At 70.6% G+C, this 14,936-nt stretch carries 14 protein-coding genes and 1 pseudogene; 4 read left to right on the top strand and 11 right to left on the bottom strand.

From position 1 onward, the window contains the following. Positions 1-53 precede the first annotated feature (53 nt). Positions 54-527 (bottom strand): ScyD/ScyE family protein, encoded by a 474-nt coding sequence (locus ABZ671_RS24705; protein WP_357862276.1) that lies wholly within the window; start codon positions 525-527, stop codon positions 54-56. Positions 528-795: 268 nt separating this feature from the next. Here ABZ671_RS24705 and ABZ671_RS24700 point away from each other — a divergent pair, with 268 nt between their 5' ends. Beyond that, complete coding sequence (locus ABZ671_RS24700; protein WP_357862273.1) at positions 796-2,181, top strand: FAD-binding protein; 1,386 nt, start codon at positions 796-798, stop codon at positions 2,179-2,181. 19 nt (positions 2,182-2,200) lie between these two features. On the opposite strand, the gene ABZ671_RS24695 is transcribed toward ABZ671_RS24700, so the two are convergent. Next, on the bottom strand, positions 2,201-2,509 hold the full coding sequence (locus tag ABZ671_RS24695) for a Rid family hydrolase (protein WP_357862271.1): 309 nt from the start codon (positions 2,507-2,509) through the stop codon (positions 2,201-2,203). Here ABZ671_RS24695 and ABZ671_RS24690 point away from each other — a divergent pair. Next, a complete protein-coding gene (locus ABZ671_RS24690) occupies positions 2,394-3,182 on the top strand; it encodes a LysR family transcriptional regulator (RefSeq protein ID WP_357862269.1) in 789 nt (262 codons plus the stop codon). The two genes, ABZ671_RS24695 and ABZ671_RS24690, sit on opposite strands and share 116 nt — an antisense overlap. A 190-nt stretch (positions 3,183-3,372) precedes the next feature. Next, the gene (locus ABZ671_RS24685) at positions 3,373-5,070 is read left to right on the top strand and encodes a tetratricopeptide repeat protein (protein ID WP_357862267.1); all 1,698 of its coding nucleotides are present in this window, start codon (positions 3,373-3,375) and stop codon (positions 5,068-5,070) included. A gap of 21 nt (positions 5,071-5,091) precedes the next feature. Here the strand turns inward: ABZ671_RS24685 and ABZ671_RS24680 are convergent. The 9 genes and pseudogenes from ABZ671_RS24680 to ABZ671_RS24640 form a co-directional block, all read right to left on the bottom strand. Next, positions 5,092-5,936: pseudogene (locus ABZ671_RS24680) on the bottom strand (SgcJ/EcaC family oxidoreductase). 57 nt (positions 5,937-5,993) lie between these two features. Next, the gene (locus ABZ671_RS24675; RefSeq protein WP_357862264.1) at positions 5,994-6,971 is read right to left on the bottom strand and encodes a sigma-70 family RNA polymerase sigma factor; all 978 of its coding nucleotides are present in this window, start codon (positions 6,969-6,971) and stop codon (positions 5,994-5,996) included. A 144-nt stretch (positions 6,972-7,115) separates the two neighbouring features. Continuing rightward, positions 7,116-7,595, bottom strand: a complete 480-nt coding sequence (msrB, locus tag ABZ671_RS24670) for a peptide-methionine (R)-S-oxide reductase MsrB (RefSeq protein WP_357862262.1) — start codon at positions 7,593-7,595, stop codon at positions 7,116-7,118. A gap of 184 nt (positions 7,596-7,779) precedes the next feature. Then, positions 7,780-8,640, bottom strand: a complete 861-nt coding sequence (locus ABZ671_RS24665) for a sugar phosphate isomerase/epimerase family protein (RefSeq protein ID WP_357862260.1) — start codon at positions 8,638-8,640, stop codon at positions 7,780-7,782. Next, positions 8,637-9,800, bottom strand: a complete 1,164-nt coding sequence (locus ABZ671_RS24660; protein WP_357862258.1) for a Gfo/Idh/MocA family oxidoreductase — start codon at positions 9,798-9,800, stop codon at positions 8,637-8,639. The genes ABZ671_RS24665 and ABZ671_RS24660 overlap by 4 nt, the downstream gene beginning before the upstream one ends. Next, positions 9,797-10,621 carry a sugar phosphate isomerase/epimerase family protein gene (locus ABZ671_RS24655; protein ID WP_357862256.1) on the bottom strand — a complete coding sequence of 275 codons (825 nt, stop codon included), beginning with the start codon at positions 10,619-10,621 and terminating at the stop codon, positions 9,797-9,799. Before ABZ671_RS24655 ends, ABZ671_RS24660 begins: the two co-directional genes overlap by 4 nt. Beyond that, on the bottom strand, positions 10,618-11,472 hold the full coding sequence (locus ABZ671_RS24650; RefSeq protein ID WP_357862254.1) for a carbohydrate ABC transporter permease: 855 nt from the start codon (positions 11,470-11,472) through the stop codon (positions 10,618-10,620). Before ABZ671_RS24650 ends, ABZ671_RS24655 begins: the two co-directional genes overlap by 4 nt. After that, complete coding sequence (locus tag ABZ671_RS24645; protein ID WP_357862252.1) at positions 11,469-12,449, bottom strand: sugar ABC transporter permease; 981 nt, start codon at positions 12,447-12,449, stop codon at positions 11,469-11,471. The genes ABZ671_RS24650 and ABZ671_RS24645 overlap by 4 nt, the downstream gene beginning before the upstream one ends. Then, positions 12,450-13,772 (bottom strand): extracellular solute-binding protein, encoded by a 1,323-nt coding sequence (locus ABZ671_RS24640; protein ID WP_357862250.1) that lies wholly within the window; start codon positions 13,770-13,772, stop codon positions 12,450-12,452. A gap of 175 nt (positions 13,773-13,947) precedes the next feature. On the opposite strand from ABZ671_RS24640, the gene ABZ671_RS24635 reads away from it, so the two are divergent. Next, entirely contained in the window at positions 13,948-14,928 is a 981-nt protein-coding gene (locus ABZ671_RS24635; RefSeq protein ID WP_357862248.1) for a LacI family DNA-binding transcriptional regulator, read from the top strand. Positions 14,929-14,936: the final 8 nt, after the last annotated feature.

Raw genomic sequence — 14,936 nt, 5'->3', positions numbered from 1 at the left:
GCGCCCCGCGGCCCCCGCCCCCCCCCGCCCCCCCCCCCACGGCTGGGTGCTGGCTAACCGCGCGCCTGTAGGCGTAGCACCTCGCCCTGGCCGACCACGGTGCCCTTGTTGGAGATGTAGATCGTGCCGTCGTGGGCGACCGCGACGGCCGTGGGCGTGACGAGACCAGCTCGGGCGAGTTCCGTACGCGAGCCGTCGCGTTCGACCCTGATCAAGGCGCCGGTCGCGTCGCCGCTGAGCAGGCCGTTGGCGAAGATTTCCAGGACCAGCAGCCGGCCCTTCTTGTCGAAGGCGATGTCGGCGATGTTGGTGAAACCGCCGGCGGCGACGGCGGGCGCCTTGCCGGGCACGACGCGCCACACCTTCGCCCCGCCGACGGGGAACGGGAATCCGGTCAACTGTCCGACGTAGAGCGCGCCGTCGGGCCCGGCCGCCACGGTGGTGGGCACCGGGCGCCGCCGGACCGGCCTGCCGGGTGGCCGTCGTCCGCTGCTCGCCTGGACGGATTTGGTCGCGCGGCGGATCACGCGGCAAGCGTTTCCTTGATCTGTCAGGTGGTCGGTGATTAATTGACCGGTTGACGACTGAGATATCGGTCAACACCCCGGCCGCCGGGTTCGCAACTGCCGCTTGAACAGGGATTTTGCTAGGCGGATGTCATTTCGTTGACAGATCGAAAAGGGTGGAGCAGCTGACGCGGAATTCACTGTCGGCAAGCCGTCCGCTAATTCGCTTTCCTCGCCACGCTGCCGTGCCGCTAACTGTAGACATCCATTCGATGAAACGGAGTCAACCGTGTCCACTACCAATGAGATGCGGCAGGCGCTCGTCCTCGGCGGCAGCATCGGCGGCCTGCTCGCGGCGCGGGTGCTGAGCGAGTCGTACGCGAAGGTGACCGTCTTCGACCGGGACGAGTTGCCGACGGAGGCCACCGACCGCAAGGGTGTGCCGCAGAGCGAGCACTCGCACGGCCTGCTCGCCCGGGGCCGGCAGATCCTCGAGGAGCTCTTCCCCGGTCTGGTCGCCGACCTGACCGCCCAGGGCGCCACCGCCATCGACGTCCAGCGGGACTGTCTCTGGGTCAACGACGGCCACCCGATTCCCCGGGTCGCCTCCGGGCTGGACGGGCTCTGCGTCAGCCGGCGCGCCCTGGAGACGTACCTCCGGGGTCGGGTCCGGGCCCTGCCCAACGTGGAGATCCGGGACAGGTGCGAGGCGTTGGGCCTGCTCGCCGACGCCGACGGCGGCCGGGTCACCGGCGCGCGGATCCTCCCCCGGGGCGGCCAGGAGGAGCGCCACGACGCCGACCTGGTCGTCGACGCGACCGGCCGCGGCAACCGCGGCCCCACCTGGCTCGCCGAGCTCGGCTACCAGCCGCCCGCCGAGGACCGGGTGGACCCCCACACCGTGTACGTCTCCCGTGACTACCGCCGCACGCCCGGCGAGGCCGACTTCGCCGCCATCGTCTGCAGCCCGTCACCGGCCGTCCCGTACGGCGGGGTGGCCGTCTCGGTGGAGGGCGACCAGTGGATGGTCACGCTGCTCGGCGTCGGCCCGGGCCAGGCCCCGCCGACCGACGACGAGGGCTACCTCGACTTCACCAGGCGGCTGCCCGCCCCGGAGCTGCACGCGCTGCTGAGCCGGGCAGAGCCGCTCGGCCCGCCGAGGCGGATGCGGCTGCCCGCCAGCATGCGCCGCCGCTACGAGCACCTCACCCGCCTCCCGGAGGGCTTCATCGCGGTGGCCGACGCGGTGTGCAGCTTCAACCCGGCGTACGGGCAGGGCATGACGGTGGCCGCGGCGGAGGCGATGGTGCTGCGCGACTGCCTCCGGCAGGGCCGGCAGGAGCTGTCCCGCCGCTTCTTCGCCGCCGCGGCGAAGGTGGTGGACGTGCCCTGGGACATGGCCGTCGGCGCCGACCTGCGTTACCCGACGGTCGTCGGGCCGCGCAGCCGCCGAACCCGCTTCCTCAACGGGTACGTCAGCCGGCTGCACATCGCCGCCGCGCGGCACCCCGTCGTCGGGCGGCGGTTCCTGAGCGTGGCCAACCTGATGACCCCGCCGCCGGGGCTCTTCGCGCCGGGGATCGTCGCCCGGGTGCTCTGGTCCGGCCGGCGGGCCGTGCCTCAGGCGGCCCACCCCGAGCCGGCGGCGCGGGCCGAGGAGTTGGTGGCCAGGTGAGCGGGGCCTGCAAACGGGCTCAGAGATGCCACCGGCACGTCAGCCCGTGGTGACCGCAGCGGTCACCTCGACCTCCAGCACCGCCTCGTCCAGGAAGAGCCGGCTCACCTCCACGGTGGTGCTGGCGGGACGGGAGCGCGGGAAGTATCGGCTGCGGACCTCCGCGTAGCCGGCCAGGTTCACGCAGGTCGGTCATGAAGGTCCGGACGTGCATGACATCGTCGAACGTGGCGCCGTGCGCGGCGAGCAGACCGCCGATCAGCGCGAAGATGCGTTCGGACTGGGCTCGGACGTCGCCGGGCTCGACGATCGCGCCGTCGTCGTCCACATCCATCACGGCGGCAGCCCGGAGCCTGCGCTACACCCAGTCCGCGGTGTCCCGACAGGTCGCTGGGCTGGAGGCCGAGGTCGGGGCGCCCCTGTTCGACCGGCTGCCGCGCGGTGTCGCCCTGACCGAAGAGGGTCGCTGCCTGCTCGGCCACGTCGAGGCCGTCCTCGACCGGCTCGACAGCGCCCGTCGGGACCTGGCCGCGCTGCGCGAACTGACCGCCGGCCGGTTGCGGGTCGGCGCGTTTCCGACGGCGGTCGCCGCGCTCGTGCCACGTGCCCTGGCCACGTTCCGGTCCGCTCATCCGCAGGTGGCGTTGCAGCTCGTCGAAGGGCTGACGCCGGGGCTGCTGGACCGCCTGCTCGCCGGGGACGCCGACGTCGCCGTGGTGAGCGCGGCGCCCGATCAGCCGCTCGACGGCGAGCGGTTCGACCTGTGCCACCTCGTCGACGAGGTGCTGCTGGTGGCGGTGCCCCGCACGCACCGGCTCGCCCACCGCCGCACCGCCCGACCTCGCCCTGCTCCGCCTGCACCCCGACGACGCCTCGGCCCGGCGGGTCTTCGCCGCCACGGTGGCCGGACGCAGCCGACCGCCCGCGGTGCAGCGGTTCCTCACCGACCTGCAGGAGGCAGCGGCCGGGATGGGCTGAAGCAGTCTACTTATTTAGATTGATCGAGATTATGCTCTCAGCCAGTCCCGACGTGATCCACAACGGAGGTGCCCATGAGGAAGATGACCATCCGCCGCAACAGCACGCTGCGCCTGCTGTCCGGTGCCCGCCGGCTCTGGATCGAGTGGTGCTGGTAGTAGCCGGCACGGCGGGCGTCTCCGGACGCCCGCCCCTGCGGCCATCGGCCCGGCCGTGACCGGCGACCTCGGCGGCTACGACTGCCACCGCGACCACGGGCCGTACGCCGGGGTCGCGGCCTTCCTCAGCCGGATCGCCGCCGACCGACCCCGCCTGGCCTCCCGCCATCAGGTCGAGCTGCACGCGATCGCCCCACGGATCGACCCCACGGCACGACCGGCCGCCGAGGAGGAACCGATCCGGTTCCACCCGGCCCGGCGCACCGCCTACCTGGCCTACGGCGTGACCGAGTTCGTGGCCGCCTGGGCGGGCACCCTCCGACACCCGGTCACCGTGCGGTTCGACCACGTCGACAACGCCGACGAGACCACCCGGGAGCTGCTGGACGCGCTGACCCGCCACTGCCCCGAGCCGCTGCGCCTGGACCTGCGCGACGGCGGCAGCGAGCCGGCAACGGCCGACCAGACGCCGGAGACGATCCGGACCGCCCTGGGCGACAGCCTCGCCCGCGGCTTCTACCACCACGCGGCGCGAACCGCCCGGCGCGGCCGCGCCACGGTCACCCCCGACGGCGACCTGCGGCACTGGTGGGCGTTCACCACCGGCCTGGCCACCGCCCTGGCCGCGCTCGAGCGCGCCACCGAAGCGCTCGACCTCTACCACGAGGCCCGCGCCGCCACCGACGACCCGAAGATCACCATGTCGGCCGCGTACGCCACCGCCATGCTGTACGCCCGGCACCTGCCGGCGGCCGACCAGGACCCGGCGCAGGCGCGGCGCTGGCTGGAACAGGCGCTTCACCTCGCCGCCGGGTTGCCCGATCCGCGGCAGCGGGTGCTGTCCACTGTTTTCTACGAGCAGGGCCTGGCGTTGCTGGACAGCAGGGCCGGCGAACCCGCCCGCGCGCTGCGGCTGATCGATGACGGGCTGGCCCGGCTGGCGGCGGTGCTCGCCCCCGGCGAACGCCCGCAGGACCTGGCCCGGCTACGCCACAACCGGGCGCAGGTGCACCTGGCCCTGGGCGACCCGGCCCAGGCCCTGGCCGACCTGGACACCGTGATCGCCCACGACCCCGACAACTGCGAGTACTACGTGGACCGGGCCGCCCTGCACCGGGCGGCGGGCCGGAACCAGGCCGCGATCCGGGACTACGACACCGCGATCCGCCTGGGACCGCACCTGCCCGAGGCGTACTACAACCGGGCCGTGCTGCAGCAGGAGCGGGGCCGCCCCGGGCGGGCGCGGGAGGACCTGGATCGGGTTCTCGCCATCGACCCCGGGCACGTCGACGCCCGGATCGCCCTGGTCAACCTGCACCTGGAGCGCGGCGCCCGCGACGCGGCCGAGACGGCCGCCCGGGCCGGGCTCGCGCTGGCCCCACAGGAGCCCGCGCTGCTGTGCACCCTCGGGCTGGTCCGCTCCGAGCGCGGCAGCCTCGCCGAAGCCGAGGACCTGTTGACCCGGGCCCTGGCGGGGGACCCGAAGCTGGTCGAGGCGTGGACGAACCGGGCCGCCGTCCGGTTCGACCGTGGTGACGTGGCCGCCGCCGTGACCGACCTGGACCACGCGGTGGCCCTGTCAGCGGCGCCGGTGCCCCGCTACAACCGGGGTACGGCGCTGATGCGGCTCGGCCGGTGGGACGAGGCCGCCCGCGACTTCGACCACGCGCTCGCCCAGCCCGGCCTGGACCGGGCGCTGCGCCGCGACCTGCGCGCCGAGCTGGCCCGCTGCCGCCGCGCCCTGGCCGGCTGAGTTTCGCTGACCCCGAACCCATCACGGCTGTAGGTCGGTGCGTGCGGCACCGGTGTGCGGATCGAACGGGAACGACAGGTGCTGATGCACCATTGCCCAGCCGCCGCCGGTGCGGCGGAAGACGCGAGTGCCCCGCGACCAGAACTCGTCCACCTGACCGTCCAGCCCTTTCACCCGTACCCGGTTGAGCCCCCATGCCACGGCGAGGTCGTCCCGGGCCACGACCCTCAGGTCGGGCACCTGCCAGGTCACCTCGCCGGAGCCGGCATCGAGGCCGCGCTGGCACACCTGCCGCACCTGCGCCAGGCCGATGTACTGCAACGGCGTCTCGTGCTCGTACGACACCACCTCATCGGCGATGTGCGCCATGAGCCCGTCGAGGTCCTTGGCGGCCGTACGGTCGAACCACTCCTCGTGCAGTTCTCGGATTCCTCTTTGACGGCGGCGGTGTCCGCGGCCTCGTGAAGGGGGAACGAGTGATGCTCGTGCGCGACAACCCACCGGCCGCCCTCCTTACGCAACCCGAGCGTGATCCGTAGCCGGTGGTCGGGGTGACGGGAGAAATGCTCTGGCGTCCCGCAGCGCAGCAGCGCGTGGGCGAACGCCACGTCGGCACCGGCGGTCACCTCGAGGCGGACAATCTCGAAGACCGCGCCGCTGTCGAGCCACCGGAAGAACGGCGGCCACGCGTCGCGGTAGGCGTCGATGCCCCGCACCCCGTCCTGCGGCGGCGGCACGTCGAACATCACGATGTCATCGGCGTGGTCGGCGAGAACGCCCGCCAGGTCGCCCGCACGGATCGCGGCCGCCCACCGCTCGACGAGGTCGCTGATGAGCGTCTCGTCGTCCTTCTGTGTCTGCACCATGTGTGCCTCCTTTCACCGGTACAACCCGGCGAGAAGGCTGAACTCATCGCTGCGTCGTCACCCGCACAGACGCGCGGGTAGACCGAACGCGCCGACGTCCGCGTCGAGGAACGACACGACCTCCGCGATCCCGGAGCGGCGCAGCGTGAGCACGTCCAGCCCGCCGGGCACGAACGCGGCGAGGTCGTCGTCCCAGCGGTACGTGCCGAAGGCGAGTTGACCGTTCGCGATGGCGGGCACGAAACGCCACCGGTACGCCAGCGGACCGTCGAGCAGGAACCGACGGATCGCGTCCCGACCGGCGAACCAGGACCGCACCGGCGGCATCGAATACCGCGCGTCGTCGGTGAGCATGGCGACGATCCGGCCGACGTCGCCGTCCTCCCACGCCGCCGCGTACCGCCGGGCCAGCTCGCGGACCGCGGCATCGCCCAACTCACGTACGGCCTCCTGCTGGGTGACAGATGGCCGCCCCGCGTCAAGCATCTTGCGGGCGCGCTGCAGCGCGCTGTTGACGGCGGCCGCGCTCGTGTCGAGCTGTTCGGCCACCTCGCGCGCGGTGAAGCCGAGCACCTCGCACAGCAGCAGCACCGCTCGCTGTCTGGCGGGCAGCCGCTGCAACGCGGCGACGAACGACAGCTCCAGGCTCTCCCTGGCCAGCGCCCGCCCCTCGGGCCCCACCCGGTCGTCGGGGTACGGCTCAAGCCAGGCCACCTCGGCGTCGGGTGTGTCGGCGGAATGCAGGTCGGCGGGCAGCTCGCGGCGGGCACGCCGGTCGAGCATCGACAGGCAGCGGTTGGTGGCGATCCGGTACAGCCACGGCCGGATCGAACCGCGGTCTTCGAAACGTTTCAGCGCGCGCCAGGCCCGCAGGAGCGTGTCCTGAACCGCGTCGTCGGCATCGTGGGCGGAGCCGAGCATGCGGTAGCAGTGAGCGTGCAACTGCCCGCGCAGCGGGCCGACCATCGCCGTGAAGGCGTCCGCGTCCCCAGCCGGTGCCGCCAGCAACTGGTCGGGGCAGGACGCGTGCACCATCGGCTCATCCTTCCACACGGGATTTGCCTGGACCGGCTTGCGACGCAGGTCAGCGACGGTCACCGCCATCAGCCGGCCAGCTGCAGGATCTTGGCGGGGTACCTGCGCAGCTGATCTCCTATATATGCGCACCAACGCCAGGAGTCACGCGGCGGGTGCTTGGTTCCGCTCTCCGCCCGCATGCTCGAACACCTTGCGGTACTCGCCGTATCCTTCGCGCTCGAGGTCATCGCGCGGGATGAACCGAAGTGCGGCCGAGTTCATGCAGTAACGCAATCCGCCGGCTTCTGGGGGGCCGTCGTCGAACACGTGGCCGAGGTGACTGTCCCCGTGCGCCGACCGGACCTCGGTGCGGCTCATGCCGAGGCTCGATTCTCGGCGTTCGACCACGTTGTTCGGTTCGATCGGCGTGGTGAAACTCGGCCAGCCGGTGCCGCTGTCGTACTTGTTGACGGAGGCGAACAGGGGTTCACCGGACACGATGTCGACGTAGATGCCCGACTCCTTGTTGTCCCAATAGGCGTTGTCGAAGGCCGGCTCTGTTCCGGCCTCCTGAGTGACTCGGTATTGCTCCGGCGACAGCCGAGAGATTGCTTCGGGGTCCTTGCGGTATTCGTGTGACACCGTGGTTCCTCTCGGTCAGGTTCTCGGTAAGAGAGGCTCGGTTCAGGCGGCCTTCGCGCGCATTTTGGTGCGTACCCCGCCGGCGGTGGACTAACCACGATCTGCTGGTTCCGCAACTTGCCGCCGAGATCGCCTGGATGTCGCCCCTGCCCGGCAGACAGCAGCGACAGGAATTGGGTGGAGATCACGCGCCCCGCACGCGGACCCGTTGGTCAAGTTCCCGCAGGTAGGCCAGATTGTCCCGGGTTCGCTCGGCGAGTGGCACGACGGTCGAGAAGTCCTCGACCGTCACCCAACCGTCATACCCGAACTGGTGCAGGGCGGCGAAGTATGCCTCGATGTCGGCCTGCCCCTCGCGTAGCGGCGCCCACTCGGCCGACCAGCGCGGGCCGCCGTCGGCCCGGGTGCCGGTCACCAACCACGCGACGTTTTTCACGTGCACGTGGGCGAGGTACGGGCCGAGCATCTCGAAGGCCGCCAGCGGATCCTCGAATCCCTCGATCGTCAGGTTGCCGATGTCGTGGATCACCCCCACTTGCTGCGGGGCGAGGCCGTCGAGCAGCCGCATCGCCGCCGACGCGGAGGCGACGATGGTGCGGTGATGCAGTTCGACCAGCGCGGTGACGCCGTGGGCGGCCGCACGGTCGGCGATCCAGGTCAGGTCCCGGCGGGTCTGGTCCATCAGTTCCCGGTAGTCGCCGCTGTCCAAGCCCGGCAAAATGACCCGTGCCCGGCCGGCGCCGAGTGCTGCGACCGCGGCGAGCACCCGCTCGGCGTTGGCGCGGTCGCGTACTGGCACGTACGTGCCCAGCCCGGATATCTCCAAGCCCGCGGCGCGGGTGATCGCGGCAATTCGGGGTAGGTCCCCTTCCAGTCCGGAGAGGGGAAAGGTCGCCCGGTTGCCGGCCCAGAAGCCGGGCGGGTCGGCCTCATCCTGGTCCGTGACTCGCCATTCGACGCCGTCCCAGCCCTGCGCCGCCAGCTGCGCGACCGTCTCTTCCGGGGTCCAGTCCGGTGTGGACGCGCTGAACACCGCGAACCTCATCGCGTCGTCGCCGTTGAGGGGATGGCGGAACTCTCCAGCGTCGCGAGGACGTCGTCGAACTCGCCGGCGAGCACGGCCGGGACCTGGATCGGCCGGTGCAGGTACGCCGAGAGGTAGACCGTCTTCACGACCGCGACGGCGAGTAATGCATCGGCGGTAGTGACTGCCGGGCGGCGGCCGGTGTCGATCGCGTCGACCATGTCCTGGTACTGCCGTAGGTGCCCGGTGACGAAGGCCTCGGCGGGCTTGGGGGCGCCCCGCAGTTCGGACTCGGGCACCGCGGCGGATGACTGGTCCGGCCCGGCGGCGTAGGCGGACGGGTCCGGGCCGTCGGCTGTGTGCAGGTATTCCAACTGGTCGTCGTGGATCACCGCCGAGCCCTGCGTGCCGTGCACCTGCAGCCGCACACCGAGGCCCGGATACGCGGCGGTGGTGGCGTGCAGCACGGCGAGTGCGCCGCTGGCGAAGCGGATTGTTGCCGTGGCGACATCTTCGATCTCGATCCGATCGTGGGCGGTGGCGCCGGTGTAGGCGAACACCTCCTCGGGATGGCCGAGCAGCCACAGCAGCAGGTCCACGGTGTGCACACCCTGGTTCATGGTGGCGCCGCCGCCGTCCTGTCGCCAGGTGCCGCGCCAGCCCGCGGAGTCGTAGTACCGCTGGCCCCGCCACCACGGCACGCTGGCGACCGCCGAGGTGATCCGCCCGAACGCGCCGGCCCGTACCCGGGTGGCGACCGCGACGCTGGCCGGGTCGAACCGGTGTTGGCAGACCACCGCGCAGACCTGACCGGACGCCTCGACGTGCGCGGCCGCCTGGGCGATGCGGCGCGCAGCTGGCAGCGAGGCGTCGAGCGGCTTCTCGACGAGCACGTGCACGCCCGCCGCGAGCGCCTGCTCGGCGAGTTCGGCGTGCAGGCCGCTGGGCGTGCAGATCGCGACGAGGTCCACCGTCCCGGCCGCGAGCGCCTCGCCCAGCGAGTCGTGGCGCTGCGGCGCCGGGCCGCCGTGCTCGGTGATCCACCTGGCGAGCCGATCGTTGGCCTGTGCATCCGGATCGGCGAGTGCGGCGACACGCAGCCCGGGGTGGCGCAGGATCGCGCCGGCGTGCGTGTGGCCGATCACGCTGCTGCCCGCGATGACGACGGTGAGCCCGGTCATTGAAGATCTACTCCTATCGAGGTCGTGAGCTGCGCGAACGCGCGTGCGGCCCGGCCAAACTGGGCCGGCCCGGACAACCCGTGTTGGATGAAGAGGTGCGGTTCGAGGGAGGCGAACCCGGCGTAGCCGTCGTCGCGTAGCGCGGTGAGTGTCTGTCGTAGCTGGCCGTCGCCGTCACCTGCCGGCACGACCTCGCCGGTCGTCATCAGGGCGTCCTTGACCTGCAGGTAGTCGATGTGGGGGCGCAGCAACGCGTACCCGTCGTCGTACGGGCGCACGCCGACCTGCACGAAGTTGGCGCTGTCCCAAGCGACGCGCAGTGCCGGCGAGTCGACCGTTTCGAGGATGTCGATGATTCGCTCCGGCACGTCACCGTAGATGTTCTTCTCGTTTTCATGCAGGAGCACGACGCCCGAGTCCTCGGCGAGGGCGGCGAAGGCTCGCATCCGGGCCAGCACAGCGTCGCGGATCTCGGCTGCGGCCATTCCGGCGGGGCGGTAGAAGGAGAAGATCCGGATGTACCGGCTTCCCAACCGGCGGGCCGCGGACACGGCGGCCCGCAGCCGGGCCAGTTCGCCGCCGTCGTCGCTGGTCACATCGGCCTTGCCGACCGGGGACGCGATGGCCGAGACCGCCATGCCGCGTTCGGCGATCGCATCGCTGAGGGTGTGCAGCTGGACGTCGCTCATCTCCACGATGTTGGTGCCCCACGCGCTGCGTACCTCGATGTGTTTCGCGCCGAGGGCGCTGAGCACCGCGAGTTGGACGGCGGGTTCGGGGTCGATCTCGTCGCCGAAGCCGGACAATGTCCACTCGGTCATTTCTCGCCTCCTGAGGTCAGGCCGTTGACGATGTACCGCTGGAACACGAGGTAGAGCGCGACGACCGGTAGCGCGCAGACGAGTGCCGCGGCCATCATCTGCCCGTACGGCGGTATCGCCCCGCCCTCGGCGGATGAGCCGAAGACCTGGAGTACGACTGCTGCGGTCCGGGTGTCCACATCCGTCATGACCGAGGCGAAGAGCACGTCGTTCCAGCCGAGCAGGAACGCGAAGATCGCGGCGACGACCAGCCCGGGCCAGCTCAGCGGGATCACGATGCGCAGCAGGATCTGCCAGGTCCCGGCGCCGTCGAGTGTTGCGGCCTCCACGAGTTCGCCGGGCAGCCCGCGCAGGTAGGTCACCATGATCCAGGTCGAGAACGGCAGTCCGAAGGTGAGGTAGGTGATGAAGAGTGACGATCGGGTGCCGATGATCGGCACGCCCACGGTGTAGCCGATCGTGGCGAACAGGACGAACAGCGGCAGGAGCAGCAGCGTGCCGGGAATCGACTGCATGCCCAGCAGCGCACGCAGGATGGTTCGCCGGCCCCGGAAAGCATGCCGCACCAACACGTACGCCGAGAAGACCGCGGCGGCCGCGCACGCGAGTGCCACCGCCCCGGCGACGAGCAGGCTGTTGGCCAGCCCCCGGCTCAGGGGGACCGTCGACCAGATCTGCCGGTAGTTGCCGAAGCTGACCTGCTCGGGCCAGAACTCACCGGCGGCGACGGCCAGGTCGGAGTTGACCGAGGCGAGGAAGACGTAGCCGATCGGCAGGCCGACGATCCCCAGCAGGATCACCGTCAGGGCCACCTGCAGCGGCCGCGGCAGCAGACGCAGTACCGAGGTCATGTGGTGGCCTCCGTGGTGTCGAGTCGCACGGTGCGCAGGTAGACCAGCAGGGGGATCAGGATCAGCACGAGTGAGATCACGGCCATCGCCGCGCTCAGGCCGAACCGCAGGTTCTGGAAGCTTTCCACGTAGGTCAGCACCGGCAGCGCCTCGACGTCGTGGGGTGCCGGCACGCCGAACAGCACGAACGGCAGGGTGAAGCTGTTGAATACGTGTAGTACCGAGATGATCGCGGCGAGCGACAGGGGGCCGCGTAGCAACGGGAGGACGACGTACCGAAGTTTGGCCTGCCAGTGCGCGCCGTCGAGCGCTGCCGCCTCATGCAGGGTGTCGTCGATGCCCTGCAGGCCGGAGAGGGTGAGCAGGTAGATCAGTGGCCAGGACGACCAGGCCTGCACGACGATCAGGGCCAGATAGCTCTTTGGCCCGTTGAGCCACAGTCCGCCGTCGATGCCCAGCTGCGCGAGGCCGTGGTTGGCGACGCCGTCAGGCTGCAGGATGATCCGCCACATGGTGCCGACGACGAAGGCCGGTAGCACGTAGGGGACGAGGTACAGCGACCGGATGAGGGCCCGGCCGTGGAACGGCAGGTGCGTCGTCAGCGCGGCGGCCACCCCGAGCGGGAGTGCGACGAGCGTCGCGATGAGGGCGGTGGATCCGCTCACCCAGATTGCGTGCGGCATGCTCGTCTCTGCCAGCGCCTCGGCGTAGTTGCCGATGCCGATGAACGGCGCGGACAACCACTGCCGGAACGTGTACTGGTCGAGGTCGAGCACCGACATCACGATCGCGACGGCGAACGGGACGACGATGACGGTCACGGTGAGCAGGCCGCCGGGCGCGAGTAGCCACAGCGGGGCAGCGGAGCCGGCGGCGCGGCGGGCCTGTCGACCGGATCGCGCCGGACCGGGCGCCCGCGGTCGGTGCGGGTGCCCTCGGTCCGGTGCGTCCCCCGTCACCGATTCGGTGACGGCCATTTACTTCGCCTTGTCCAGGGCGGACTGCGCCTCGGACTGGGCTTGGGCCAGCAGGGTGTCGAGGGCCTTGCCGTCCACCTTGCCGGCGGCGAGGTTCGGCACCGACTGGACGACCACGTTGACCAGCGCGAGCTGAATCTGGCTCCAACCGCCGTGGAACGGGGTGCCGTGTGCCTTCGACGCGGATTCCACGATCGCCGCGAGTGCCGGGTCGGCGACGAGCTTGCCCGCCAATTCCTCATTCGTCGGCAACTCGCCGAAGGTCCGGTAGTAGGTCTCCTGTGCGTCGGCGCTGGTGAGCATGTTGACCAGCCGCAGCGCCAGGTCCTTGTTCTTGCTGTACTTGGCGATCACCAGGTTGTCGCCGGAGAGGATGCTGGTGGCGCCGACGCCGTCGGCGGGCAGGTCGGTGGCGCCCGGCGGGACCGTCGGCATGAGCGCGTAGCCGTACTTGCCGGCGACTGCGGACTTGTCCAGGGTGACCTTCGAGGTCGCGGAGACCATCGGCAGGAAGGCGGCCTTGCCGGCACCGAACGCGGCGATCGCCTGGGCGTTCTTCCAGCCGGTCGCGGCCGGGGCGACGATCTTGTCGGTGGCGAGCCAGCCGAGGTAGGTCTGGTAGGCCCTGACCGTCGCCGGATCGGTCAGCCGTGCCTTTCCGTCCTCCACTAGGGGGTTGCCGGCCTGGATGCTCATGGCCCAGATGAACTTCCACGGGTCGAAGCCGTCGGCGTAGGCGACGGCCAGGCCGTACCTGCCGTCCCCGGTCAGTTTCCTGGCCTGCTCTCGCAGACCGTCCCAGGTCACGGCCGGCTTGTCGATGCCCGCGGCGGCGAGCATCTCCTTGTTGTATGCCATGACGAACGGCCGGCTGGTGAAGGGAACAGCGATCTCGTGTGCGGGGTCCGGCCCCGAGATGCCCAGCGTCGCGGGCAGGAACCGATCGCGGCCGCCGATCTTCGTCCAGTCGTCGGCGGTGAGGTCGGCAAAGGCGCCGGTCGAGTACGCGGTGGGAGTGAAGGTCGTGCCGAGCGAGTAGATGTCTGGCCCTTGCCCGGACAGCACCGAAGTCTGGATCTTGGTGAGTTCGTCGTTGGGGCTGGCGAAGGTCTCGAAACGGACCGTCGCTCCGGTCAACTGCTGGAACTTCGCCGAGACGTCGGCGAACCACTGCTTCTGCTCGTTGGGATAGATCGAGTTCGCAGCGACGAGCATGTTGAGCGTCTTCGGGTCGTCGCCAGCCGAGCCGGAGTCACAGCCGGCCAGGGGAATGCTAATCGCGGCGACCGCGGCCGCCGCGACAAGTCGACGTGTGGCGATCATCTGCGCTCCTTACGTGGTTGGTTGTCCGTTTTCGATGGAGCGTGGGAGGCAACGTAACAACCTCAAAATCCTGATGGCAATCGATTGCCATTTCTTGCCAACCCGTGGTCTGCTGATCGACATGGATCCCGATGGTCCGCCCGGCTCGCCTGCGGTATTGCGCCGTGAGGGCCGCGTGACCATCAACGACATCGCGGCCCGCACCGGCTTCGCCGCCTCCACCGTGTCGCGGGCGCTGAGCCGCCCGGGACGGGTGAACCGGGTGACCCGCGAACGCATCCAGGCTGCCGCCCGGGAGCTGAACTACGTGCCCAACGTCCCTGCGCGGGCACTCTCGTCGGGCCGGACCGCGACCGTCGCCGTGCTCGTCTCGGACGTGACTAATCCGTTCTACTTCGGGCTCATCCGGGGTGCCCAGCACGAGCTGCGGGCAGCCGGCTACGCCCAGATGCTCGTTGACACGGAAGACTCACCGGAGCTGGAGACCCGCCTGTTGAGCACGGTGCGACAGTCGGTCGACGGGGTCATCCTGGCCGCCTCGCGTCTACCCGGGCGGGCCATCATCGGCATCACCGCCGAACTGCCGGTCGTCACCGTCAACCGCAACGCCCCCGGCGTACGCAGTGTCGTGATCGACAGCCCGGACGGCGTAATGCAGGCCGTCGAGCATCTGATCTCGCTGGGCCATCGGCAGGTTGTATACGTGGCCGGCCCATCCTGCTCCTGGGCCAACGAGGCCCGCTGGCGGGCGATGCGTACCGCGATGGCGAAGCACGGTCTGGCGGCGACCCGGATCGGACCGTTCGGGGCGTCCCGCCGGTCAGGCTCGGCGGCTGCGGATGCGCTGCTGAACACCGGTGCGACCGCGTGCATCGCCTTCAACGACCTGATTGCGATCGGCATCCTCCGTCGGTTGGGCGAGCGTGGCGTCGACGTCCCCGGCGAAATCAGCGTGGTGGGCTGCGACGACATCTTCGGTGCCGACTTCTGCAGCCCACCGCTGACCACTCTCGCCGCGCCGGTCGAGCAGGCTGGCCGAGTCGCGGTCTCGATGTTGTTGGAGCAGAATCTGGCGGTGAGGGCGAGCCGCCGGAACGTCATCCTGCCCACGCATCTCACCGTCCGGCAGTCCAGCGGACGGGCGCCACGGCGGTAGACCGAGCT

Source organism: Micromonospora sp. NPDC006766 (assembly GCF_040636055.1).
In the GTDB taxonomy this organism is placed as follows: Bacteria; Actinomycetota; Actinomycetes; order Mycobacteriales; family Micromonosporaceae; genus Micromonospora.
Note: the sequence above shows the minus strand (reverse complement) of the source record. Positions and strands in the feature narration are given on the sequence as shown.